At 66.6% G+C, this 22,789-nt stretch carries 25 protein-coding genes; 16 read left to right on the top strand and 9 right to left on the bottom strand.

Going from position 1 to position 22,789, the window contains the following annotated elements; all coding sequences use genetic code 11:
* Positions 1–11 precede the first annotated feature (11 nt).
* Positions 12–566 (top strand): hypothetical protein, encoded by a 555-nt coding sequence (locus LMF57_RS19620; RefSeq protein ID WP_208081472.1) that lies wholly within the window; start codon positions 12–14, stop codon positions 564–566.
* A 48-nt stretch (positions 567–614) separates the two neighbouring features.
* On the opposite strand, the gene LMF57_RS19615 is transcribed toward LMF57_RS19620, so the two are convergent.
* Entirely contained in the window at positions 615–902 is a 288-nt protein-coding gene (locus LMF57_RS19615; protein ID WP_229290443.1) for a hypothetical protein, read from the bottom strand.
* A gap of 68 nt (positions 903–970) precedes the next feature.
* Here LMF57_RS19615 and LMF57_RS19610 point away from each other — a divergent pair, with 68 nt between their 5' ends.
* Positions 971–1,417, top strand: coding sequence for a universal stress protein (locus tag LMF57_RS19610; protein ID WP_025878044.1), 447 nt, complete (start codon positions 971–973; stop codon positions 1,415–1,417).
* 207 nt (positions 1,418–1,624) lie between these two features.
* On the opposite strand, the gene LMF57_RS19605 is transcribed toward LMF57_RS19610, so the two are convergent.
* Positions 1,625–1,909, bottom strand: coding sequence for a DUF2782 domain-containing protein (locus LMF57_RS19605; protein ID WP_025878043.1), 285 nt, complete (start codon positions 1,907–1,909; stop codon positions 1,625–1,627).
* 97 nt (positions 1,910–2,006) lie between these two features.
* Between LMF57_RS19605 and polA the strand changes: the two genes are divergently transcribed.
* Together polA and LMF57_RS19595 are read left to right on the top strand one after the other, a co-directional pair.
* Positions 2,007–4,781, top strand: coding sequence for a DNA polymerase I (gene polA, locus LMF57_RS19600; RefSeq protein ID WP_117311746.1), 2,775 nt, complete (start codon positions 2,007–2,009; stop codon positions 4,779–4,781).
* A 315-nt stretch (positions 4,782–5,096) separates the two neighbouring features.
* Complete coding sequence (locus LMF57_RS19595; protein WP_140225366.1) at positions 5,097–5,579, top strand: YetF domain-containing protein; 483 nt, start codon at positions 5,097–5,099, stop codon at positions 5,577–5,579.
* A 54-nt stretch (positions 5,580–5,633) separates the two neighbouring features.
* Here LMF57_RS19595 and LMF57_RS19590 read toward each other — a convergent pair whose 3' ends face one another.
* The 7 genes from LMF57_RS19590 to LMF57_RS19560 all read right to left on the bottom strand — a co-directional run bounded on the left by LMF57_RS19590 (position 5,634) and on the right by LMF57_RS19560 (position 14,453).
* A complete protein-coding gene (locus LMF57_RS19590) occupies positions 5,634–7,154 on the bottom strand; it encodes a hypothetical protein (protein ID WP_117311744.1) in 1,521 nt (506 codons plus the stop codon).
* 155 nt (positions 7,155–7,309) lie between these two features.
* Positions 7,310–8,206, bottom strand: a complete 897-nt coding sequence (gene hemF, locus LMF57_RS19585; RefSeq protein ID WP_229290442.1) for an oxygen-dependent coproporphyrinogen oxidase — start codon at positions 8,204–8,206, stop codon at positions 7,310–7,312.
* 54 nt (positions 8,207–8,260) lie between these two features.
* The gene (locus tag LMF57_RS19580) at positions 8,261–9,877 is read right to left on the bottom strand and encodes a hypothetical protein (RefSeq protein ID WP_229290441.1); all 1,617 of its coding nucleotides are present in this window, start codon (positions 9,875–9,877) and stop codon (positions 8,261–8,263) included.
* Positions 9,878–9,914: 37 nt separating this feature from the next.
* A complete protein-coding gene (locus tag LMF57_RS19575) occupies positions 9,915–11,036 on the bottom strand; it encodes a hypothetical protein (protein WP_208081466.1) in 1,122 nt (373 codons plus the stop codon).
* Between the two features lie 34 nt (positions 11,037–11,070).
* Positions 11,071–11,634, bottom strand: a complete 564-nt coding sequence (locus LMF57_RS19570) for a hypothetical protein (protein ID WP_117311740.1) — start codon at positions 11,632–11,634, stop codon at positions 11,071–11,073.
* Between the two features lie 30 nt (positions 11,635–11,664).
* Positions 11,665–12,084, bottom strand: a complete 420-nt coding sequence (locus LMF57_RS19565; protein WP_208081465.1) for an NUDIX domain-containing protein — start codon at positions 12,082–12,084, stop codon at positions 11,665–11,667.
* Positions 12,081–14,453, bottom strand: coding sequence for a S9 family peptidase (locus tag LMF57_RS19560; RefSeq protein ID WP_208081464.1), 2,373 nt, complete (start codon positions 14,451–14,453; stop codon positions 12,081–12,083). Before LMF57_RS19560 ends, LMF57_RS19565 begins: the two co-directional genes overlap by 4 nt.
* 167 nt (positions 14,454–14,620) lie before the next feature.
* Between LMF57_RS19560 and LMF57_RS19555 the strand changes: the two genes are divergently transcribed.
* The 12 genes from LMF57_RS19555 (at position 14,621) to LMF57_RS19500 (ending at position 22,789) form a co-directional block, all read left to right on the top strand.
* The gene (locus LMF57_RS19555) at positions 14,621–14,950 is read left to right on the top strand and encodes a hypothetical protein (protein WP_025878030.1); all 330 of its coding nucleotides are present in this window, start codon (positions 14,621–14,623) and stop codon (positions 14,948–14,950) included.
* A gap of 91 nt (positions 14,951–15,041) precedes the next feature.
* Positions 15,042–15,629, top strand: a complete 588-nt coding sequence (locus tag LMF57_RS19550; RefSeq protein ID WP_229290440.1) for a sigma-70 family RNA polymerase sigma factor — start codon at positions 15,042–15,044, stop codon at positions 15,627–15,629.
* On the top strand, positions 15,626–15,841 hold the full coding sequence (locus LMF57_RS19545) for a hypothetical protein (RefSeq protein ID WP_208081463.1): 216 nt from the start codon (positions 15,626–15,628) through the stop codon (positions 15,839–15,841). The genes LMF57_RS19550 and LMF57_RS19545 overlap by 4 nt, the downstream gene beginning before the upstream one ends.
* Complete coding sequence (locus LMF57_RS19540; RefSeq protein WP_208081462.1) at positions 15,819–16,061, top strand: hypothetical protein; 243 nt, start codon at positions 15,819–15,821, stop codon at positions 16,059–16,061. The genes LMF57_RS19545 and LMF57_RS19540 overlap by 23 nt, the downstream gene beginning before the upstream one ends.
* 21 nt (positions 16,062–16,082) lie before the next feature.
* Complete coding sequence (locus tag LMF57_RS19535) at positions 16,083–16,577, top strand: helix-turn-helix domain-containing protein (RefSeq protein WP_117311735.1); 495 nt, start codon at positions 16,083–16,085, stop codon at positions 16,575–16,577.
* A 2-nt stretch (positions 16,578–16,579) separates the two neighbouring features.
* Positions 16,580–17,845, top strand: coding sequence for a HipA domain-containing protein (locus LMF57_RS19530; protein WP_229290439.1), 1,266 nt, complete (start codon positions 16,580–16,582; stop codon positions 17,843–17,845).
* A 247-nt stretch (positions 17,846–18,092) separates the two neighbouring features.
* Positions 18,093–19,490, top strand: coding sequence for a cytochrome ubiquinol oxidase subunit I (locus LMF57_RS19525; RefSeq protein WP_208081460.1), 1,398 nt, complete (start codon positions 18,093–18,095; stop codon positions 19,488–19,490).
* Between the two features lies 1 nt (position 19,491).
* On the top strand, positions 19,492–20,505 hold the full coding sequence (gene cydB, locus LMF57_RS19520; RefSeq protein ID WP_208081459.1) for a cytochrome d ubiquinol oxidase subunit II: 1,014 nt from the start codon (positions 19,492–19,494) through the stop codon (positions 20,503–20,505).
* A gap of 229 nt (positions 20,506–20,734) precedes the next feature.
* Positions 20,735–21,481 carry a beta-ketoacyl synthase chain length factor gene (locus LMF57_RS19515; protein WP_117311731.1) on the top strand — a complete coding sequence of 249 codons (747 nt, stop codon included), beginning with the start codon at positions 20,735–20,737 and terminating at the stop codon, positions 21,479–21,481.
* Positions 21,474–22,271, top strand: a complete 798-nt coding sequence (locus LMF57_RS19510) for a lysophospholipid acyltransferase family protein (protein WP_117311730.1) — start codon at positions 21,474–21,476, stop codon at positions 22,269–22,271. The genes LMF57_RS19515 and LMF57_RS19510 overlap by 8 nt, the downstream gene beginning before the upstream one ends.
* Positions 22,258–22,515 (top strand): phosphopantetheine-binding protein, encoded by a 258-nt coding sequence (locus LMF57_RS19505; protein ID WP_005411610.1) that lies wholly within the window; start codon positions 22,258–22,260, stop codon positions 22,513–22,515. Before LMF57_RS19510 ends, LMF57_RS19505 begins: the two co-directional genes overlap by 14 nt.
* 16 nt (positions 22,516–22,531) lie before the next feature.
* A complete protein-coding gene (locus LMF57_RS19500; RefSeq protein WP_025878014.1) occupies positions 22,532–22,789 on the top strand; it encodes an acyl carrier protein in 258 nt (85 codons plus the stop codon).

Below are 22,789 nucleotides of genomic sequence, written 5' to 3'. Positions count from 1 at the left end.
GGAACGCCCTCATGACCGAACCCACGCTGCACGTCACCGTGAAGTTGAACGCCAGGCTGCAGCCCGAGCATCGCCATGAGCTGTTCGAGGATCCGCTGGACGCGCTGCTGCAGGCGGCCGAGCTGGGCGGGATCACCGGAGGCGGTACTGCGATGTCCGACGAAGGCGAAGTCGAGTACGGCGATATCGAAGTGGCGCTGGTCGATGCCGCGGGCGTGCCGAAGCTGGTCGACCTGCTGGAGCAGCTGGGGGCACCGAAGGGTTCGCAGGTACAGGGCGCAGGCGAGGCTGACCGAAGCTTCGGCGTGACCGAGGGTCTTGGCATTTACCTGGATGGCCTGACCCTGCCCGACGAGGTGTACGAGCAGTGCGATTCGAACCACGTGTTCGAGCAGCTGTCCGAGCGAATCGATGGCCTGGGCGAGATCTGCAGCTGGTGGCAGGGCCCGAGCGAGACCGCGCTGTACATGTACGGCCAGTCGTTCGAGGCGATGCGTGAGGCGATCGCGGAATTCGTCGGCAGTTATCCGCTGTGCCGGAATGCACGCGTGGTGCAGATCGCCTGAGCAGGGCGACTGTGGAGACGAGCCCATGCTCGGCTCCACAGGTGCGTGTCAACGGCCCGCTGACTGCCGGGCGTTGTCGCGCAGCGCCATGTCCTTGCCGACGTGATAGGCACCGAACAGCACCGCCAACGCGATGATCGCGGCGATCAGGATGGGCTTCCCGGAGCTGTGGGCGGGTGGTCTGTTGTTCTGCATGTCTGTCATCCCTGAAGGCGGCGCGGTGCCGCCCGCCCAGCATGCGCCGCAGTGGTCAGGATGAGCAAGCTGGTGGCGCCTGCGCCGATCATGCCCGGCCGCGCAGGCATCGCTGCGCGCTGCCGGATTGATCCTGCGCAAGGCACGATCTCCACACAGGTTGTGTAATGGTGTCGTTCCCACTGGCTGGATCACCGCGGAGCCCCACCATGTACAAGCGCATCCTGATCGCCACCGACGGTTCCGAGCTGGCCGACAAGGGCCTGGCCAAGGGCCTGGAGCTGGCCAAGGACCTCAACGCCGAGGTCGACATCGTCACCGTCTCCGAGCCTTGGGCCGTCGGCATGTACGACGCCATGGGCTGGAGCGTGGGCTACATGAACAGCCCGGAGTACAAGGCCGACCGCGAGGAAGGCGCGCAGAAGGTGCTGCAGCCGGCCCTGGCAAAGGCAGCCGAGCAGGGCATCACCGCCAATCCGGTGCATGTGCTGGACCGCTACGCGGCCGACGGCATCATCGAGACGGCGGGGCAGCGCAACAGCGATCTGATCGTAATGACCTCGCACGGCCGCCGCGGCGTCACCCGCGTGCTGCTGGGCAGCCAGACCGCCGAGGTGCTGGCGCGCAGCACGCTGCCGGTGCTGGTCATCCGCTGATACGGAAGCGTTCCCGGGGAGGGGACCCGACGCCGGCCGCAGGATGCGCGCCGGCGTTGTTTTTTCCGGCGGCCCGAAGAGCATCCACGCATGGCGTGGATCTACTCCAGTTCACCGTCAAAGGTCCACGCCATGCGTGGATGGGGCCACCGCAATGCCCGGTAGATCCACGCCATGCGTGGATGGCGCGCACCTACGGCAACCACATCACCAGCTGTACAGCTTCCAGTACACCGGCGACACGCCATCCTTGTCATTGTCGAAGCGGCCATCGCCGTTCTTGTCATACATGTAGAACGGGGCGCCACGTGCCGGCGTCACCTTGACCATGCGCAACTGGCCGGACACCCGGTATTCCTCGATGGTGTCGCCGTTGTCCATCGTGCGCTTGGAAACATCGGCGCCCTTGACGTCCACCGGGGGAGCGCCCGCGCCGCCCATGCTGGCACAGCCAGCAAGCAGGAGCAGGGAAGCCAGCATCAGGGTCTTCATCGGCGGGGCCTTTGCCTGGAAAGAGCCTTGATTATGCCCCAACGCCGCGTCGCTGCCGTGTCGCCGCGATGCAGGAACAGGCGCGTAGAATCGACACATGAGCAGATTAGTCCTGATCGACGGGTCCAGTTACCTGTACCGCGCGTTCCACGCGCTGCCGCCCCTGTCCAATGCACAGGGTGAGCCCACCGGCGCGCTGTTCGGCGTGGTCAACATGCTGCGCTCGACGCTGAAGGAGCGCCCGGCCTACGTCGCCTTCGTCGTCGATGCCCCCGGCAAGACCTTCCGCGATGACCTGTACGACCAGTACAAGGCCAACCGCCCGCCGATGCCCGATGAACTGCGCAGCCAGGTCGAGCCGATGTGCCGCATCGTCGAGGCGCTGGGCATCAGCATCCTGCGCATCGATGGCGTGGAGGCCGACGATGTGATCGGCACCCTGGCCCTGCAGGGCGTGGCACAGGACCTGAAGGTCACCATCTCGACCGGCGACAAGGATTTCGCCCAGCTGGTCCGCCCGGGCATCGAACTGGTCAACACCATGACCGGCAGCCGCATGGATTCGGACGCGGCGGTGATGGACAAGTTCGGCGTGCGCGCCGACCAGATCGTCGACCTGCTGGCGCTGATGGGCGACGCGGTCGACAACGTGCCCGGCGTGGAGAAGTGCGGGCCGAAGACGGCCGCCAAGTGGCTGGCCGAATACCAGCATCTGGACGGGGTGATGGCGGCGGCGCCGACCATGAAGGGCAAGATCGGCGAGAACCTGCGCGCCGCGCTGGAGCGCCTGCCGCTGAACAAGGAGCTGGTGACCATCCGCACCGACGTCGCGCTGGACGCCAGCCCGACCACGCTGGCCCTGCGCGATCCGGATGTGCCCACCCTGGGCGAGCTGTACCTGCGTTACGGCTTCACCCAGGCATTGAAGGAGCTGGGCGGGCCGGTACCGGCGCCTGCAGTGGCCAACGATGCGACGCCGAGCCTGCGTGGCACCGCGGCCGGCTTTGCCCGTGGCAGCGCCGAAGCGCCGCCCGTCGGCGAACTCGATCCAGCGCTGTCGGCGCCCGGCGAGTACGAGACCGTGCTGACCACCGAGCAGCTGCAGGCCTGGGTTGCGCGCGTGCAGCAGGCTGACTTGGTCAGCTTTGACACCGAGACCGACGCACTGGATGCGATGCGTGCACGCTTGGTCGGCATCAGCCTGGCGGTGGAGCCGGGCAAGGCCGCCTACATCCCGGTCGGCCATGATTATCCCGGCGCGCCGGCACAGTTGCCGCTGGCACAGGTGCTCGATGCGCTGCGGCCGGTGCTGCAGGACCCGGCGAAGAAGAAGCTGGGCCAGCATGGCAAGTACGATCTGCACGTGCTGCGCCGCCATGGCGTGGACGTGCAGGGCTACCACGACGACACCATGCTTGAGAGCTTCGTGCTCAATTCCACCGCCACCCGCCACGACATGGATTCGCTGGCCCTGCGTTACCTGGGCTACAGCACCATCAAGTTCGAGGACGTGGCAGGCAAGGGCGCCAAGCAGATTTCGTTCTCGCAGGTAGGCATCGACGAGGCCGGCCGCTACGCCGCCGAAGACGCCGACATCACCCTGCGCCTGCACCACGCGCTGCAGCCGCAGCTGCTGGCCGAACCGACCCTGGACAGCGTGTACCGCAGCATCGAGATGCCGCTGGTGCCGGTGCTGGCCAGCATCGAAGCCAATGGCGTGCGGATCGACACCGACGAACTGCGCCGGCAGAGCCAGGACCTGTCCTCGCGCATGCTGGCCGCGCAGCAGAAGGCCACCGAACTGGCCGGGCGCAGCTTCAACCTGGATTCGCCCAAACAGCTGCAGGCGGTGCTGTTCGACGAGCTGAAGCTGCCGGCGGTGGTGAAGACCCCCAAGGGCCAGCCCAGCACCAACGAAGAGGCGCTGGAGGCGATTGCCGAGCAGCACGAGCTGCCCCGGGTGATCCTCGAGTACCGTGGCCTGGCCAAACTGCGCAGCACCTATACCGACAAGCTGCCGGAGATGGTCAACTCAGAAACCGGCCGGGTGCACACCAGCTACCACCAGTCCGGTGCCGCCACCGGCCGCCTGTCCTCGTCCGATCCGAATCTGCAGAACATCCCGATCCGCACCGAGGATGGCCGCCGCATCCGCCGTGCGTTCATCGCCCCGGAAGGCTTCCAGCTGCTGGCGGCCGACTATTCGCAGATCGAGCTGCGGATCATGGCCCACCTGTCCGGAGATCCGGGCCTGGTGCGGGCCTTCGAGCAGGGCGCCGACGTGCATCGCGCCACCGCCGCCGAGGTGTTCGGCCGCACCCTGGAAGAAGTGACCAGCAACGAGCGTCGCGCGGCCAAGGCGATCAACTTCGGCCTGATGTACGGCATGAGTGCGTTCGGACTGGCCCGCAACCTCGGCATCGACCGCGGCCAGGCGCAGGATTACGTGGCGCTGTACTTCAGCCGCTATCCGGGCGTGCGTGACTTCATGGAGCGCATGCGCGAGCAGGCCCGCGAGCAGGGCTACGTGGAGACCCTGTTCGGTCGCCGGCTGTACCTGAACGACATTCATGCACGTAACCAGGGCCTGCGTGCTGGCGCTGAACGTGCGGCGATCAATGCACCGATGCAGGGCACCGCCGCCGACATCATCAAGCGCGCCATGGTCGATGTGGACAAATGGCTGCGTGACAGCGGCGCACCGGCGCGGATGATCCTGCAGGTGCACGATGAACTGGTGTTCGAAGCCGAGGCCGGTTTCATCGAAGAACTGCGTAGCAATGTCGTGCAGCGCATGTCGCAAGCGGCACAATTGCGGGTGCCGTTGGTGGTCGATACCGGTACTGGCAGCAATTGGGATGAGGCGCACTGAGTCGCATTCAGGCCGAAAACGCCGTGAATTCGTTCATTTGCATGATATTTCTGACTCAAACATGAATGTTTCCCTGATGGGTGCTTATTAAATTGGGCCCCTTCACGAACCGTTAGTGTTCGGAGTGCTTCTATAACTCCCGACAGGCGCAATGCCTGTCGTGGATCTCTCCCATCCCCTGGAGCAGATCTCGGAACGGGGGCTCCTCCCCAAGCGCCCGTTCCCCGGCCCCGTTGACCTCCCCCTGGTCAGCGGGGCTTTTTATTTGTGCGCTGCTGCGCCACGCTGGGCCACCGCCCGGCAGGGAAACCCGCAATGCCCGATCTGTTCGACTTGGCGATGCCGTGGTGGGAATTCATCCTGCGCGCGGTGGTGGTCTACGCAGTCGTGCTGGGCATGGTCCGGCTCAGCGGCAAGCGCGCGCTGGGTCAGGTCACCCCGTTCGACGTGCTGCTGATCGTACTGCTGGGCAACGCGGTGCAGAACGCACTGCTGGGTACCGACACCTCGCTGGCCGGCGGCCTGCTGCTGGCCGCCACGCTGATCCTGCTGAACTATGGCGTAGGCTGGATCACCGCCCGCAGCCGCCGCATGGAACGGCTGATCGAGGGCGAACCGGTGGTGATCGCGCGCAACGGCAAGCTCTTCGACAGTGTGCTGCGGCGCGAGCTGGTCAGCCGCGCCGATTTCGATGTCGCCATGCGCCAGCAGAGCTGCATCGGCGTGGAAGAAGTGGAACTGGCACTGCTGGAAACCAACGGCCACATCACCATCATTCCCAAGCGCAAGGACGGGTGACGCGCGCCACAGCGTGGCCGGAGGCAGTACTCCTGCGACCCACGCCGACACGGTTTACTGTTCGGCCGCCTGCGCCTTCATGCCTGCCCAGTCACGCGTCGCGTCCACATCGCAGGCTACATGGGTGCCCTTGCCGTCCTTGGCGCAGATCGCCGCCATCGTCTGCGGTACCTTGGGGTCGGCGGTGTGTGCATAGCCTGCGGCGAGCCCCAGGCAGCCATCGCGCACGCCGGCGCTGCACAGCTTGATGAAATAGGGCTGGGCCTGCGCCCACTTCTCCGCGCTGTGCAGTTCCTCACCCGCGACCTTGCAACCAAGCAGCTTGCCGTCGTTGCAGCATGACGCGGCGCCGCCCTTGCGGGCCAAGGTCGGGCAGTCCAGCGGCTGCGGGATCTCCACGAATGCCGGCGGCGGCTGGCAGCTCGTCGCGGACTTGTCCATGCGCTGGTAGTAGCCGTAGCGGTTGTCCTTGTCCATCCCGGCCAGGGTTCCGTTGCTCAGTGGCTGCAGTACGAAATCGCTGCCGACGTCACGACGGATCAGGATCCTGCCGTCCTGCACGCGTGCGCGCAGGCGGGTGCCGACACCCTCCACTTCGACCAGGCCGGCATCCAGGAACCGCAGCGACGACAGCAGGCCAAGCTCGGCCTCGAAGCGGCCGCAGGGAAGCGCGGTAGCTGCGACCGGGGTCAGCGCCGACGGCGCCAGCGGGGTCAGCATCGCCAGGCCCTTGGCCGGGCCGCAGGCGTAGGTGCCCTCGCGCTGCGCGCACGAGCGGTGCAGGGCCTGCTGCGCCTGCTGCAGGCGTCCGCCGTTCCACAGCGCCTCGGCCACGTTGCTGCAGAACGACTCGCCCTGCTGCTGCGCGCACAGCGCCGCCAGTTCATCCAGCTGCGCTGCTGGCAGCGGTGCGTCCAGGGTCTGCTCCAGGCCCATCACCGCCCTGCCCATCAGCTCGCCGGCCATGGCCTTCATGACGGCCATGCAGGCTTCCCCCTCCTCGGGCGATGCGTCATCGCGGCAGTAGGGCGGCATCTGCGGCTCGGCCCGGGCACGCTGCGGCTGCGCCTCCTCGGCCTGGCGCTGGTAGGTCTCCTGCAGTTGGGTGCAGGCCGCCTCCACGCCCTCGCTGCACCAGGCGTGCAGCTGCGTGGGCGCGGCCTCGGGCAGTGCCTCCAGGCAGGCGCTGGTGTCGGCCATGCAGCTGCCTTCGACCATCTCCGGTACCGGCTTGCAGGCGGCCGCTGCTTTCAGGTGGAACGTGTGGTATCCGCCGGTGACCGTGCGGTCGTTGTCGCTGAACTCCCAGTTCTCCAAGCGGCCGGTGGACAGGTTGCCAGTGCCCAGCAGGTTGTCCTGGCGTACCAGCCGCAGCCGTTCCGTGGCCTGGTAGGGGCCCGAAAGGAAGCCGTGGGCTTCGCTTTCGATGGTCAGGCTGGCGTTGCCACCGTCCTGCAGGTAGGTGCCGCAGGCCATCGACTGCGCGGCCACCGGCAGGCTGGGTACGGCCAGCGCGAGCAGCAGCATGGTGCGCCAGGTACTCATCCGGCGGCGTGGGGAAACAACAACGGGCATCACGGTCTTCCTTGATTCAAGACAAGAGGGGGAATGAAGCGGAACACACCGCCGCAGAGCACGCCGCAGCCGGGCCACCGCCGCGCGGGCGGCGGTCCGCACAACCGCAGGGATTGCGCAGCGGCAACGCGTGCAGCGCCCGGTACCGGAAGCGCCTACAGCCAGTCGCGTGGCACCAGGTAATCGGCCAGGCGCGCTTCGGCGCTGCCGTCTTCCGGGGTAAAACCGTACTCCCAGCGCACGCGCGGGGGCAGGCTCATCAGGATGCTCTCGCTGCGGCCGCCGCTCTGCAGGCCGAACAGCGTGCCGCGGTCGTAGACCAGGTTGAACTCTACGTAGCGGCCACGGCGGTAAAGCTGGAACTCGCGTTCGCGTTCGCCGTAGGGCGTGTCCTTGCGCTGCTGCACGATCGGCAGATACGCATCGAGGAAACCATCGCCGACCGCGCGCAGGTAGGCGAAGTCACGCTCGAAATCGCCGTGCAGATCGTCGAAGAACAGACCGCCCACGCCGCGTGTTTCGTTGCGATGGCGCAGGAAGAAATACTCATCGCACCAGCGTTTGTGCGCGGCGTAGCGTTCTTCACCGAACGGCGCGCACAGATCGCGCGCCACCCGATGCCAGTGCAGCACGTCCTCGTCGAACGGGTAGAACGGGGTCAGGTCGAAGCCACCACCGAACCAGCGGGCCACCACTTCGCCATCGCGCTGCGCCTGGAAGAAGCGCACGTTGGCATGGGTGGTCGGCACGTAGGGATTGAGCGGGTGGAACACCAGCGACACCCCGGTGGCACGCCACGAGGCGCCGGCCAGTTCTGGCCGGTTGGCCGAGGCCGAGGGCGGCAGGCGACTGCCCGCCACATCGGAAAAACCGATGCCGGCCTGCTCGAACACTGCGCCATCGCGCAGCACACGGGTGCGGCCACCGCCGCCCTCGGCGCGCTGCCACAGGTCTTCCTGGAAGCGTGCGCGGCCATCGACGGACTCGATTGCCGCACAGATGCGATCCTGCAGGTCGGTGAGATAGGCGCGAACGCGCTCGAATTCGTTCATGGCGCGTACTTTACCGCAGGGCCTGCCCGAAGCTACGGGCAGGCCCTGGCGGACTCAGCGCTTGCGGTTGGAACTGCGTGGCGCCGGGGTGTCGTCCACTGCCGCCTCATCGGCCGCCTTCTGCAGGGCGCCCCCCAGAACGATCAGCTTCCAGTTCTGTGTTTCGAGCACGTCGCAGGCCACGTGGAGGCCGTTGCGGTCGGCCTTGCACAGCTGTTCCAGGGTTGCACGTGCGTCCACACCGGCACCGTTGCCCTGCGCGGTGACCAGGTTCTCGCACCCCTCGCGGACACCGGCGCGGCAGACCGTGGTGTAGTGTTCGGCGGCCTGCAGCCAGTTCCCGGCCAGCGCAAGGCGGTTGCCGAGGATGTTGCAGCCCTGCAGCTTGCCTTGTGCGCAGCAGGCCTCGGCACCACCGCCATCGGCCAGTGCCAGCGGGCAATCCTGTGGCAGCGGCAGCACCGTGTACTGCTTCGGTGCGCTGCAGCCGGTTGCGCCCTCACCCGTGGGGGCAAACACCTGGAAGCGGGTCCAGCTGTCCAGGCCCAGCAATTGGCCGCCAGGCAGCGGACGCAGCACGAAGTCACCGCCCTTGTCATGGCGGATACGGATGTCGCCGCTCTCGACACGCGCACGCAGCTGGCTGCTCCAGCCAATACCGACCAGACCGGCGTCACCGAAATCCAGCGTGTCCATCAGGCCGCCGTCGGACCGGTAGTTGCCACAGGGCAGGGCCGTTGCGGGCTGCGGTCGCAGCGATGCGCCCACCGCCTGCAGCGCAGGCAGGCGCTCGCACGCAGTGGTTTCATTGCCGGGTGTGCAGGCCGCAGCCAGTGCCTGCACCGCCTGCAGGGGATCTCCCGCTTCCCAGGAGAGCTCAGCCACGCGGGTACAGAAGCCGCCGTGCGGTACCTTCCGGCACAGCTGCAGCAGCTGTTGGCGGCGCTCAGCCGGCACGATCACCGGCGCCGTCGGCGCCGCCATCGTCACCACTGCTTCGGTCATGGCTGCGGTCATCGCTGCCTTGACCAGCTGCTCCTGCACCGCAGGGGCGGCCTCCAGGGCTGCGGCACAGGCCGGGGTTCCCTGCTCGAAGCCGCCGTCGTGGCAGGCGGCAGGGAGCGTAATGCCGGACAGGGCCGCGTCGAGCGCGGCCTTCTGCACGGCAGGATCGGCGTCGACCGCAGGTTTGGCCTCACCGTGCCAACGATCAGCCAACTGCAGGCACATGCCCGGCACGCCTTCCTGGCAGGCCGATTCAAGAACGGAAAGCGGTGCGATGGTGCGATTGTCCAGGCACGCCGCCGCATCGGCCAGGCAGCTGCCAGCGGCAGGTGTGGCTGCCGCAGCGCACTGTGCCGGCGTCTGCAGGGTGTAGACCGTGCCATCCACTTCGACGGTGCGGCCACGATCGCGCACCTGCAGCGCGCTGGGCAGGCCGTATTCCAAGCTCACCAGCTGCAGCTTTCCGTCGATCTGCTGGAAGGCGACCGGAGACGGCGCGCTGCCGAAATGCTTCTGCTCGCCGCGATTGGGTGAGCTGATATGCAGCGTGCTGCTTCCTTCATCGGCCTTGAACAGGCCACATTGTGGCGATTGTGCAGCAGCCATCGGCGTGGCCAGCAGCAACGCCCAGGCCAGCCAGCGGCGGTGTGGTGCGGGTGAAGGCATGTCGTCTCCTTGACGATCGAACGGGAAACTCCAGGCGCTAGGGCGAACCACGGCCCTCGCGCGGGGGCGTGCATTGTGCCGTGCCGGGCACCGGCTGGTAACGCTGGTAGCCGGTCTGCACGTCCATGCCAAGCAGGTCGCCGTTGCCGAGCTGGCGCAGCACAAGGGTTTCACCGTCCTGCTGCAGGTGGATGGCGCCTTCCCGCAAGCGGGCGCGTGTGCCATCGCCGAAGTCGAGCGTCTCGATCACGCCACCATCGGCTTGATAGCGGCCGCACGGCACCTGCAGGAGCGGCACCAGGCGTAGATCGGCACCGAGTTCACGCAATGGTGCGGTACGTTCGCAGGCGCTGACGCGCCCTGCATCGCAGACCACCTGCAGGGCCTGCACCGCCAGCGCAGGTTGCAGGGCGATCAACTGTTGTTCGGCCACTTCGACGCAGAAGCGGCCACTGCGGTGCTGCAGGCACAGCTGCTGCAGATGATCGCGTGCAGCGGCCGTAAGGCGCGAATCCAACGTATCTTCGTCTTCCTGTTGCAGGCGTTCACCTACCCGCTGCATGGCTTCAGCCAGCGCATCGTCGGTCAGCACCTCGCAGGCCCGTGGGTCATGTCCGGGCGTGTGTTCGCGGCAGACGGGCGGGCGCTCGAAGCGCGCGGGGCCGATGTCGTCGCTTCCCACCGCAGTCACTGCATCACGCAGCTGTTGCAGCACCGCCGAGCAGCCCGCGCCAACGCCTTCGTTGCACGCGCGCTGTGCCTGGCCGGGCGAGGCGGTGGGCAGCTGCGCGATGCAGTGACTGCCGGCGGCGCGGCAGCTGCCGTCCATCGCGCTGGGTTCGATGGCGCAGGCGCGGGGCTGGCGCAGTGTGTAGACCACGACGACGTCGTCCTCGATGCGCTGCCCATCGGCACTGATCCGGATCGGCTGCGCCACGCCATCGTCGAGCATGACCATGCGGGTCTGTGCCGCACTGCGATCGATCCACAGCGGCTCCGGCTCACTGATGTCGTTGTGGCGGTAGCCGGTGCTGGGGGTGGTGAACACGAGCGCGATGCCGCCATCGGCACTGCGGTATTTGCCACACCGCAGCGCATCGGCACCGGCGGGCAGTGCGATGAGCAGGAACAAGGTGGGCAGGAAGTTCAACAAGCGCATGCGACGATCCTTGTCGTGCGGGAGTGGAGGCGACTCAGCGGAAGCGCGCGCGGATGTCCGGCCGCAGCAGGCGCCAGCCGAGCCAGCCCTGCAGCCCCGCGAACAGCACCGAGGTACCGACCAGTGTCAGGGTGAACAGCACACGCTGCACCTGCAGCTCATGCTGCGCCGTGGGGTCGCTGGCAAGCAGCGCGATCAACACCAGCAGCAGGCGGTCCATCCACCAGGCGATCACGAAGTTGGCCAGCGCGCTCAGGCCCAGCATCCACACATAGGCCCACAAGCCCCATCGCCGCCCGCGCCACAGGCCCCAGCTGGCCAGGGTCGAGACCAGGCAGAGCAGGGCAACCAGCAGCGAGGTGGCCGCCGGGTGTTTGAGCATCCACCACAGGCTGCCGTCGAGCTGCTGTTCCCATGCCAGTGTCACCAGCGTGGTCCAGAATCCGGTGCGGGCCAGTACCGCAGCGACCAGCGCCTGCGCGAGGAAGTAGACGGTGACCAGCAGGCTCAGCCAGAACGAGCCCTGCGCCACTGCGCCGACCCAGTTGCTGGGTGGCGGTGGGGCAGGTGCTGGAATCGAGGGAATCGAGGCTGACATCCGTTGTCCGGGTGAGCGATGCCCGCCGGGTCAGCGGGCCGTCGCCAGGGCAGCGACCGCCGGCAGGATATGGTGTTCACTCAAGGGTGCCAAGGGCCGGCCGTGCGGCGGCTGCAGCGGCACCCAGGCCAGTTCGGCGATCTCCGCATGCGCGCACGGCTCACCTTCGGTCCACACCCACCAGACCTGCGCCTGCACGCGATGGCCGGGCTCGTTCACCGCCCAGTCCTCGAAACTGCCGAGTGCGATGGCCGAAGCGGTGTGCAGCCGTACGCCCAGTTCCTCGTCCAGCTCGCGTGCCAGTGCCTGCAGGGGTGCCTCGCCCGGGTCGGGCTTGCCGCCCGGCTGGATGAAGCGGCTGGCACCGTGCTTGCGCACCACCAGTGCCCGGCCACGGTCATCGAGGATGACCGCGGCCACGATGTGGATCGTGGCCGCGGCAGCACTCACTTCAGGTTCTGCTCGAACAGCTTGAGGATGCGCTTGTACTGGTCCAGCCAGGAATCGGCACGCACGTAGCCATGGCGCTCCAGCGGGTACGGCGCGATCGACCAGTTGTCCTTGTGCAGCTCGATCAGGCGCTGGGTCAGGTTCACCGAATCCTGGAAGAACACGTTGTCGTCCATCATGCCGTGGGCGATCAGCAGGTTGTCCTGCAGGTTCTGTGCGTACTCGATCGGCGAGGACACGCGGTACGCCTCCGGATCGATGTCCGGGGTGTTGAGGATGTTGCTGGTGTAGCCGTGGTTGTACTGGTGCCAGTCGACCACCGGGCGCAGCGCGGCGCCGGCCTTGAACGTGCCCGGCGAGCGGAACAGGGCCATGAAGGTCATGAAGCCGCCGTAGGAGCCGCCGTAGATGCCGGCGTGGTCACGGTCACCCTGCTGGGTGTCGACCAGCCAGTCCAGGCCGTCCTTGTAGTCTTCCAGCTCCGGGTGGCCCATGTTGCGGTAGATCGCCGTGCGCCAGTTGCGGCCATAGCCCTCGCTGCCGCGGTAGTCCATGTCCAGCACGATGTAACCCTTCTGCACCAGCAGGTTGTGGAACATCTGCTCGCGGAAATAGGCCGGGTAGCGCTGGTGCACGTTCTGCAGGTAGCCGGCGCCGTGCACGAACATCACGATCGGGTACTTCTTGCCGGGTTCCTTGTTTTCCGGCGCGTAGTACTTGGCCCAGACCACGCCGGCGCCATGCCTGGACGGCACCGCCACCAGCTTCGGCTGGATCCACTGGCGCGCCTTGTACTCGGCGGTACGGGTATCGGTCAGCACGCGCGCCTGGCCAGTGCCGGTACTCGGCATCACCGCCAGCTGCGCCGGCAGGTAGGCGCCGGAATAGCGCACCAGCAGCTGCTGGCCGTCCGGCGACAGCGAGAAATCTTCCACGCCATTGAGGCTGGTCAGCTCGCGCACCTGCCGGGCAGCGGTATCGACCGCGCAGACTTCGTAGTCATGCGGGGCCTGCTGGTTGCACAGGAAGTAGAAGCCCTTGCCGTCGGCCGACAGCACCGGCGCCGAGGTTTCCCACTTGCCGCTGGTCAGCGCCTGCGGCTTGCCGCCACCGGCCTGGGTGTACAGGTGCGAGAAGCCGGATTCCTCGGACAGCAGCCACAGCGTGCGGCCATCGGCCATCCAGCCGAAATCGTTGAAGCCCCAGTTGATCCAAGCGTTGTCGGTCAACCGGTGGCGGTTCTGCACGCGGCCGTCGGCGGCAGCAACGCTGACGATCCAGCGGTCCTTGTTGTCGTTGGCGCGCAGCATCACCGCGGCCTGCTGGCCGTCAGCGCTCCAGCGGATGCCACCGCCCATGAAGTCGCTCATCACCTGCACGCTGCGGTCGCCCTTCAGCGCGTCCTTGCCGGCCTTGCGGCGCAGCTCGGCCAGCGGATCGGTGCCGATGCCCGGCAGGCTGGACAGCGACAGCTTCTCGGCCTTGCCGCTGCGTACATCCACGAACCACAGGGTGTGCGGCTCGAAGCCGTTGCGGCCGACGCGCTGACGGGTGTCCTCGGTTTCCTCATAGCCCGACTCGGTCACGTACAGCGGCATCTTGCCGCCGCGGCCGTCATCGAAGTCCTTCGGCTTGGTGGTCACGATCAGGTGGCCCAGGTCCGGCGACAGCACGCTGTCGACGATCTCCACGTCGGCACCCAGGAACACCGGACCCGGTGCGCGGGTCGGGTCGGCCTGGCGCCAGCGCTGGTCCTGGTCCTTCAGCGCCTCGCGCTGTTCGCGGTCGCGGCGCAGGGTTTCCAGCGTGCGCAGCTGCTGGTCGCGCAGCACGTCGGCCTTCGGCGGCGTGCTGGGATCCTTTTCGGCCTTCAGGCTGGCCACCTGCTGCACGCCGCTGGCGGCGGTCCAGTGGAACCAGTTCTGGCCCACGCGCCAGATCACGCCATTGTCGGCGGCGAAGTTCACGCCGCTGGCGCGCTCGTTGCTGCGGGTCAGCTGGGTCAGTGCGCCGCTGCGCAGGTCGCGCACGAACACGTCGCCGTTGCGCACGAACGCGCTGCGCGTGCGGCTGCGGTCGTACACCGGATCGGCCACGTCCAGGCTGCCGCGCTGGTCATCGGCCACCTGCGCGGCCACGCCACCGGCGATCGGCTGGCGGAAGGTGTCGCGCACCGGGCTGCCGTTGCGCTTGAGCTGGTACTCCACCTGCTGGCTGTTCCACGACCACCAGGCCTTCTCCACCGGCGGACCGATCCAGTCCGGGTCGGCCATGGCCTGTTCGATGGTGATCGGTGTCGGCGCAGCCTGCGCGGCCGGAGCGGCCAGCACGGCAGACAGCAGGAGGGACAGGGGCAGCACTCGGGACATGGGCGGACGGCACCAGAAGAGGAAACCGGGCAAGCGTAGCAGCCGTCCCGGCCCCGGGCAGGGGCCACAGGTCATGGCAGCGGAATCGGCAAAGCGGTGCAACCGGTCGGCAGGGTTGCGCATCCAATCTCCTGAACCCGCATCATCCACCGGACAGGAGCACGACCATGCAGGAACTCATCCCGATCACCCTTTTCATCTGCATCGCCTATGCGATCCATGCCATCGCCGATGCGCGTGCGCGCAGCAAGCTGGTGGCGCCGCACGTGCCGGAGGAAGTCATCCGCTCGCTGGCGGTGCTGGAGGAGGAACGCCGCCGCCAGGGCGCCCTGCGCTGGGGCATCAGCCTGGTCTGCCTGGCGCTGGCCATGGCGCTGCTGGAAGCCATCGGTGCACGCGACCTCACCTTCGGTGCCGCCGCCGCGCTGGTCGGCAGCGCAGGGCTGGGCCAGCTGCTGGCTTGGCACTTCACCCGCCCCGCCACGCGCAAGGGCTGAGCCGGCGCGTGCTGCGGGTACAGGGGAGCCCCCGCATGAGCCTTCTGGGGGAGCGCTGGCTGCACTGCGGGGGCGGCGGCGCAATGTCCCCGTGGAGGAGCCCTCTGCGTGGTCGGACGACCGCGCCCTGGTGGGCGCGATCATCGACGGCTCGCAAGCGGCCTTCGCGCAGTTGGTGGAAACCCATCAGCGCACCTGCGCGCATGTGATCGGGCGCATGGTCGGCGACCGCGACCAGGTGGCCGACCTGCTGCAGGAAACCTTCCTGGCCGTGTTCCGCCAGCTGCACCGGTTCCGTTTTGAATCTTCGTTGCGGACCTGGATTTCGCGCGTGGCCTACACCACCGCGCTGCAGCACCTGCGGCGGCGGCGACTGGAAGCGCAGTGGATGGTGGCGGTGGAAGCGCCGGAGAAGTTGGGGGCCGGTGACGAGGGTCCGGGCCCTTCCGAACTCAGCGAGGCATTGCAGGCTGGCAGCCACCTGGGAGCAGCGCTGGAGCGGTTGAGTGCGCCGCAGCGCCTGATCGTCGGCCTGCACTACCTGGAGGATTTCGATCTGGCCGAGATCGAGCAGGTGACCGGGCTGGCCCGGGGTACCATCAAGAGCCACCTGCACCGTGCGCGCCAGGTCCTGAAACAGGAGCTGGTGAAGCACGCCACCGCCGGAGAACTGTTGTGAGCCGACCAACCGATTCCCGCGAACCCGACGAGCGTGCGCTCTCGCAGGCGTTGCATGAACAGGCACGGCAGGACGAGATGCCGGATGTGAGCGAAGCGCTGCAGAAGCGGATTGCGTCCGAGTCGCGCGACAGCAGCGTGGGCTATGCGGTGGTGCAGATCGTGTTGCTGGGGGCGCTTGTGGCCGGAGGTGTCTGGTATTTCTGGCATTGAGCGGATCGCCAGGCGTGCCTCGGCGCTGGCAAGTGCCCCTGGACGGGGGCCTCTCGGGTCGCATGACCATGCTTTCGCCGATATCGAAAGTGCTAATATTCTTTCTTTTTCTGTAATAAATAAGTGGAATATTGGCATTTATGAGGGCGATGAAGTATTTTTTGGCGCTTTACTGACTTGTGGAGCCAAAAGAGATAATATTTTTGCTCTTTCTGTGTGAAAAAGAAGAAATATTGGCGCTATGGCAAAGAAGACCGCCCCCCTCCTGCCTGGGACAGAGAAGCTGCTCGCCGAATTCGGGGCGCGGCTCAAGCTTGCGCGTCTACGGCGCAGGCTCACGGCCAAGCAGGTGGCAGAACGCTCCGGAATGTCGCCAATGACACTGCGCTCTCTGGAATCCGGTGGATCGGGAGTCACCATGGGCGCCTATCTTTCAGTGATGCAGGTGCTTGGTATTGAACGAGACCTTGCTCTGCTGGCGGCCGAGGATGAGCTTGGTCGCCGGATTCAGGACTCACGCCTTGTCGGGGCCGGCGTTCTGAAACAGGCTCTGCCCAAGGCCAGCAGGAAGACGGCTGGCGGACAGGCAATGGCCAGTGGAGGCAACGAACTGCGCGATGACAGCTGCGTCGATCCAGAAAACGCATCTGCCAGGCCCTCTGCAACCACGTCGGCAAGCCTGGTCTCGCTCTTGAAGCCTTCTGCCAGGAAACGCGACAAGGGCAAGAAGGAATGACGATGATCGCCGTTTATGCGGATTGGGAAGGCCTGCAGCAACCCAAGCGCTTGGGCTTTCTGAACTCGCGCAGGACGCGCGCGCAAGAAACATTTGAATTCCAGTACGACCCTGCGGCGCTGGCGGACCCCGTCCTTGGGCAGCTGGTACTCGACCCGAAGATCCTTCTCTTCGGAGGTCCACAGTATCCGTCCGCACCGCAAGACAGGTTCGGCGTGTTTTCCGATTCCAGCCCTGATCGATGGGGCCGTCTGCTGATGAAACGTCGGCTCGAACGTGATATCCGCGTGGGCGCCCAGCCTGCCGGCACACGGCTGTACGAGACCGACTACCTGCTGGGCGTACACGACCTCTATCGCGTGGGTGCATTGCGCTACAAGCGGGACGATCAAGGGGAATTTCTCGATGACTCCGTTGGGCTGGCCGCCCCGCCCTTTGCCGGGATTCGGGCGTTGGAACGAGCAAGCCGGGCGCTGGAAGAAGATCCAGACAACGTCTCCCAGCAGGGCCAGCAGTGGCTGAGGATGCTTATCGCTCCCGGTGGCTCACTTGGCGGTGCCAGGCCCAAGGCGAGCGTGACTGATGAACAGGGACATCTGTACATCGCCAAGTTCCCGAGCTCGCGTGATGAATACGACGTCGGAGGCTGGGAAATGGTCGCCAACGCCTTGGCTGTTGGTTGCGGCCTGAACGTTGCTGTTGCCGAGGCACGGAAATTTGCCAGTGACCACCACTGCTTCATGGTTCGACGGTTTGATCGCACCGATGATGGAAAACGTCTGCACTTTTCCTCAGCCATGACGATGACTGGTCACGTCGATGGCGATGATGCCTCGACGGGTGTCAGCTACCTGGAGCTGGCCGAGGTGCTCATCAGGCATGGTTCGCAAACCAATACCGATCTTCGTGAACTATGGTCGAGAATCGTCTTCAACATTCTCGTCTCGAACACGGATGACCACCTGAGAAATCATGGCTTCATCCTGGTGCCCGGGTCGGGTTGGCGCCTGTCGGAGGCCTATGACATGAACCCGGTGCCCCTTGCTGACGGCCTGAAGCTCAACATCACTGAAGCGGACAACGCCCTGGATCTGGAGCTTGCTCGCGAAGTCGCTGCGTATTACCGATTGAGTCTGGATGAGGCCGACGACATCATTGATGAATTCCAGGGGATAGTCCGTCAGTGGCGAACGCTGGCCAGAGAGCTGGGGCTTCCAGCGCGCGAGCAAGATCGGATGGCTGGGGCCTTTCGCCTCGCGGAAGACTAGCCGAGAGGGGCGCATCCGGCACAGCTCAGCAGCCAGGCGCTTTGCGCAGCGCTCAACCTGCTGCGCGGAAGGGCGGCACTAGTGGTCGAACAGTGCGCTCGTCGGGCTTGGCCCGGTACTTCCTGCGCCGGGTCTTCACCGGCGCCTGCGACAAAGTGAAGCAGCGCGTCACCCGGTCGCATCCCGGCTTAACGATATCCCCCTAAAGTGGTCTGGTATCCCACCGGCACCTGGCAGGAGGCGTCCCTTGGACGCGTTGTTGTTGTCCCGGATCCAGTTCGGATTCGTCATCAGTTTCCACGTGCTGTTCCCGGCCTTCACCATCGGTACGGCCAGCTGGCTGGCCTTCATCGAATGGCGCTGGCTGCGCACGAAATTGCCCGTGTGGCGCGAGCTGTATTTCTTCTGGCAGAAGATCTTCGCGGTGTCCTTCGGCATGGGCGTGGTCAGCGGCATCGTCATGGCCTTCCAGTTCGGCACCAACTGGCCGCGGCTGAGCGAAGTGGCCGGTACGGTCATCGGACCGCTGCTGACCTACGAAGTGCTGACCGCGTTCTTCCTGGAAGCCAGCTTCCTCGGCGTGATGATGTTCGGCTGGGGCCGGGTGTCGCCGCGGCTGCATTTCCTGTCCACCTGCATGGTGGCGCTGGGCACGCTGTTCTCTACCTTCTGGATCCTCTCGTCCAACAGCTGGCTGCATACGCCGGCCGGCTACGAGATGGTCAACGGCATCGTGCACCCCGTCGACTGGTGGCAGGTGGTGTTCAACCCGTCCTTCCCGTACCGGCTGGCGCACATGGCGCTGGGTTCGTTCATCACCACCTGTTTCGTGATTGGTGGGGTGGGCGCGTGGTATCTGCGCAGGGGAACGCACGTGGAAGCGGGGCGGCGCATGCTGATCGCGGCGGTGGCGTTCGCGGCGCTGACCGTGCCGGTGCAGATCTTCGTCGGCGACATGCATGGCCTGAACACGCTCAAGCACCAGCCGATGAAGATCGCAGCGATGGAAGCGCACTGGCATGAGACCAAGGAGGGCGAGGGCGTGCCGCTGGTGGTGTTCGCGCTGCCCAACGAGAAGGAGGAGCGCAACGACTTCGAGGTGGCCATTCCCAAGCTCGGCAGCGTGATCCTTACCCACAGCCTGGACGGTACGTTCAATCCGCTGACGTCGGTGCCGGCCAGCGACCGGCCGCCGGTAACGCCGGTGTTCTTCGCCTTCCGCATCATGGTCGGGCTGGGCACGCTGATGCTGGTGCTGGCCTGGATCTCGGCCTTCCAGCTGTGGCGCAGGAAGCTGCTGGCCTCGCCGTGGCTGCTGCGTGGCTGGAACTGGATGCTGCCCAGTGGCTTCATCGCGCTGCTGTCGGGCTGGTTCGTCACCGAGATGGGGCGGCAGCCGTGGGTGGTCTATGGCGTGCTGCGCACCGCCGATGCCGTTGGCCCGCAGAGTGCATGGATGACCGCGCTGTCGCTGGGTGTCTATGTGATCGGCTATGCCTTCGTGTTCGGCTGGGGCATCTGGTACCTGGTGAAGATCCTGCGCCATGGCCCGCAGCCGTACGACGAAGGCCCGTCGCTGGACCATGGCAGCCACACCCCGGCGCGGCCGCTGTCGGCCGCCGACGAACCGCTGGAGGAGCGCTGACATGGACCTGATGACCTGGCTGCCAGTGGCATGGTTCGCGGTGATCGGTTTCGGCGTGCTGATGTACGTGGTGCTGGACGGTTTCGTGCTCGGCATCGGCATCCTCGCCCCGTTCGCCGAGGACGAGGAACAGCTGGACCTGATGATGAACACGGCCGCGCCGATCTGGGACGGCAACGAGACCTGGCTGGTGCTGGGTGGCGCCGGCCTGCTGGCGGCGTTCCCGAAGGCCTATGCGGTGTTGTTGTCGGCGCTGTACCTGCCGGTGCTGCTGCTGGTGGTGGCGCTGGTGTTCCGCGGCGTGGCGTTCGAGTTCCGCTTCAAGGCGCATCGATCGCGCCGGCTGTGGAGCGTGGCGTTCGGCCTCGGTTCGCTGCTGGCCACGTTTGCCCAGGGCGTGATCCTCGGCACGCTGGTGCAGGGCCTGCCGCTGGTCGATGGCGTGTACCAGGGCGGCGCGTTCGGCTGGTTCAGCCCGTTCGCGATGCTGACCGGTGCCGCGCTGGTAGCCGGTTACGCACTGCTGGGCAGTACCTGGCTGATCCTGAAGACCGAAGGCCGCGTGCAGGCGCTGGCCCGGCAGATGACCCGCCCGCTGGTGGTGGCGGTGATCGCGGCCATGGGCCTGGTCAGCAGCTGGCTGCCGTTCCTGCAGTCGCGGCTGATGGACCGTTGGTTCAGCGACGGCAACTTCTGGTGGTTGTCGCCGGTACCGCTGCTGACCTTGGCGGTGGCCATCGCGCTGTGGCGCAGTGCCACCCATCCGCGTCGCGACCTGCCGCCGTTCCTGCTCAGCCTGGCCTTGTTCGTGCTCGGCTTCGCCGGCCTGGTGCTGGGCATGTGGCCGTACCTGCTGCCGCCGTCGATGACCCTGTGGCAGGCCGCCGCGCCGGCCTCGTCACTGGGCTTCACCCTGGTGGGGCTGGTGGTGCTGCTGCCGGTGATCCTCGGCTACACGGCGTGGTCCTACCGGGTGTTCCGCGGCAAGGTGCGTGCCGACGCCGGCTACCACTGACCCGGCTCGCTGGATCGGTCCAAGCGGGGGGCGGTCGCTGACCGCTCCCCGTTGTGCTTTGTGAAACATGTCATCCCTGTGTCGGACGTGCTAGCGTGCGCTCCTTTCCGGCAGCCAGGGGGGCAGCCGGCGACGTCCTGGACGGATGCATGGCTGCAGGAATGGGGGGCAGCCGCGTGTCGCCGTAATGGCTCGAGACTCTCGTTCGCCCATTGAAACATCACCGGTAATGATCGAATTTTCCGTTGTCGACTGGGCCGCCTGGGCGCCTGGCCTGACCGAGCGTAGCCAATGGATCGGCTGGGCCGGAGCGCCGTTCCTGCCGCAGGGCGAGGACACGCCGGCCCTGGCCGAGATTCCGGCCATGCAGCGCCGCCGCATCGAACGGCTGGGGCGCATGGCGATCCAGGCCGCGTGCTGGTGCGAGGACGGGCAGGGCGCTGACAGCCAGGTGCCGCTGGTGTTTGCCAGCCGCCATGGCGACGTCGCCCGTTCGATGGACCTGCTGGGCTCGCTGGCGGCCGATCAGCCGCTGTCGCCCACCGGATTCGGCCTGTCGGTGCACAACGCGATCGCCGCGCTGTATTCGATCGCCCGCGGCCACCGTGGCAACTACCTGGCGCTGTCCGCTGGCCAGTCGACGGTGGAAGCAGCCTGCCTGGAGGCCGTCGGCCTGCTCGGTGATGGTGCCAGTGAAGTCCGGATCGTGATCTATGAGTCGCCGTTGCCTGACGTTTACGCTGAATTCGCCGACGAACCCGACCCGTTCTTCGCCTGGTGCTGGCGCCTGGCAGCCGCCGGTACTGCCGGTGGCACCGATCTTTCGCTGTCCTGGCAGGTCGCCGGCGACGCCGATCCGACCGCCCCGGGCCTGTTGCCGCATGCGCTGGACCTGCACCGCTTCCTGCTGGCCGGGGACCCGGCGCTGCAGCATGTGAGCCAAGGCCAGCGCTGGTCCTGGCGCCGCCGTGGCTGAGGCGCTGCGCCGCCTTGACCATGCCTGGCGGGTGTTCGGCACCGGCCTGAGCTTCGCCGCGTTCGGTATTGGTGGCTTGCTGCTGGGCGTGCTGGTGATGCCGGTGCTGCTGTTGATGCGTGATCCGGTGGCGCGTCGCCGCCGGGCCCGCCGGCTGGTCCAGCGCGCCTTCGCCAGCCACGTGTGGCTGATGTGCCGGCTGGGGGTGATGACCCTGCAGGTCGACGGGCGCGAACGCCTGCAGCGCGACGGCCTGCTGGTGCTGGCCAACCACCCGACCCTGATCGACGTGGTCTGCCTGATCGCCCTGCTGCCCAACGCCGACTGCGTGGTCAAGCGCGCCGTGGCCTGCAACCCTTTCATGCGCGGGCCGGTACGTGCCGCCGGTTACATCTCCAATGACGACGGCGCTGGGCTGGTCGATGACTGCGCGGCCGCCGTGCATGCCGGCGGCACCCTGGTGATCTTCCCGGAAGGCACCCGCAGCGTGCCGGGACAGCCGCTGCGGCTGCAGCGCGGCGCGGCCAACATCGCCGTGCGCGGGCGCCTGGACATCACCCCGGTGCGCATCACCTGCACCCCGCCGACGTTGACCAAGGGCCAGAAGTGGTATCGTGTGCCCTCACGTCGTTTTCACGTTCAGCTGCAGATCGGCGAAGATATCCCGATCGCGCCGTTCCTGGCCGAAGATGACTCGCCGAGGGGGGATGCCCTGGCGGCCCGTCGCGTCACCGACCACCTCACTCGTTATTTCGACCTGTCTGGAGATCCGACCCGTGCAAGCACTTGAGCACGAGATCAAGGAATTGATCATTTCCTCGCTTTCACTGGAGGACATCACCCCGGAGGACATCGATCCGACCGCGCCGCTGTTCGTGGAAGGCCTCGGCCTGGACTCGATCGATGCGCTGGAACTGGGCCTGGCGCTGCAGAAGAAGTACGGTGTCAGCCTCTCGGCCGACTCGGAAGAAACCCGTCGCCATTTCTCCAGCGTGCGCGCGCTCGGCGAGTTCGTCGCCGCCCGCCAGTCGTAAGGCGCCAGGAACTGCCATGACCAAGAATGAACTGTTCGAGCGCATCGTCCGCATCCTGACCGACAGCTTCGAGATCGAGCCGGCGCGGATCAGCCCGGAATCGCGCCTGTACGACGACCTGGACATCGACAGCATCGATGCCGTGGACCTGATCGTGCAGCTCAAGCCGCTGCTCGGCCGCAACCTGCAGCCTGAAGCGTTCAAGGCCGTGCGCACCGTGCAGGACATCGTTGATGTCGTGCATGGCCTGCTGCCCGGTCAGGCCGCTGCCTGA

Source organism: Stenotrophomonas sp. SI-NJAU-1, from assembly GCF_020883215.1.
GTDB lineage: Bacteria > Pseudomonadota > Gammaproteobacteria > Xanthomonadales > Xanthomonadaceae > Stenotrophomonas > Stenotrophomonas indicatrix.
The sequence above is the reverse complement of the archived record's forward strand: the minus strand, read 5'-3'. Positions and strand labels throughout refer to the sequence as shown.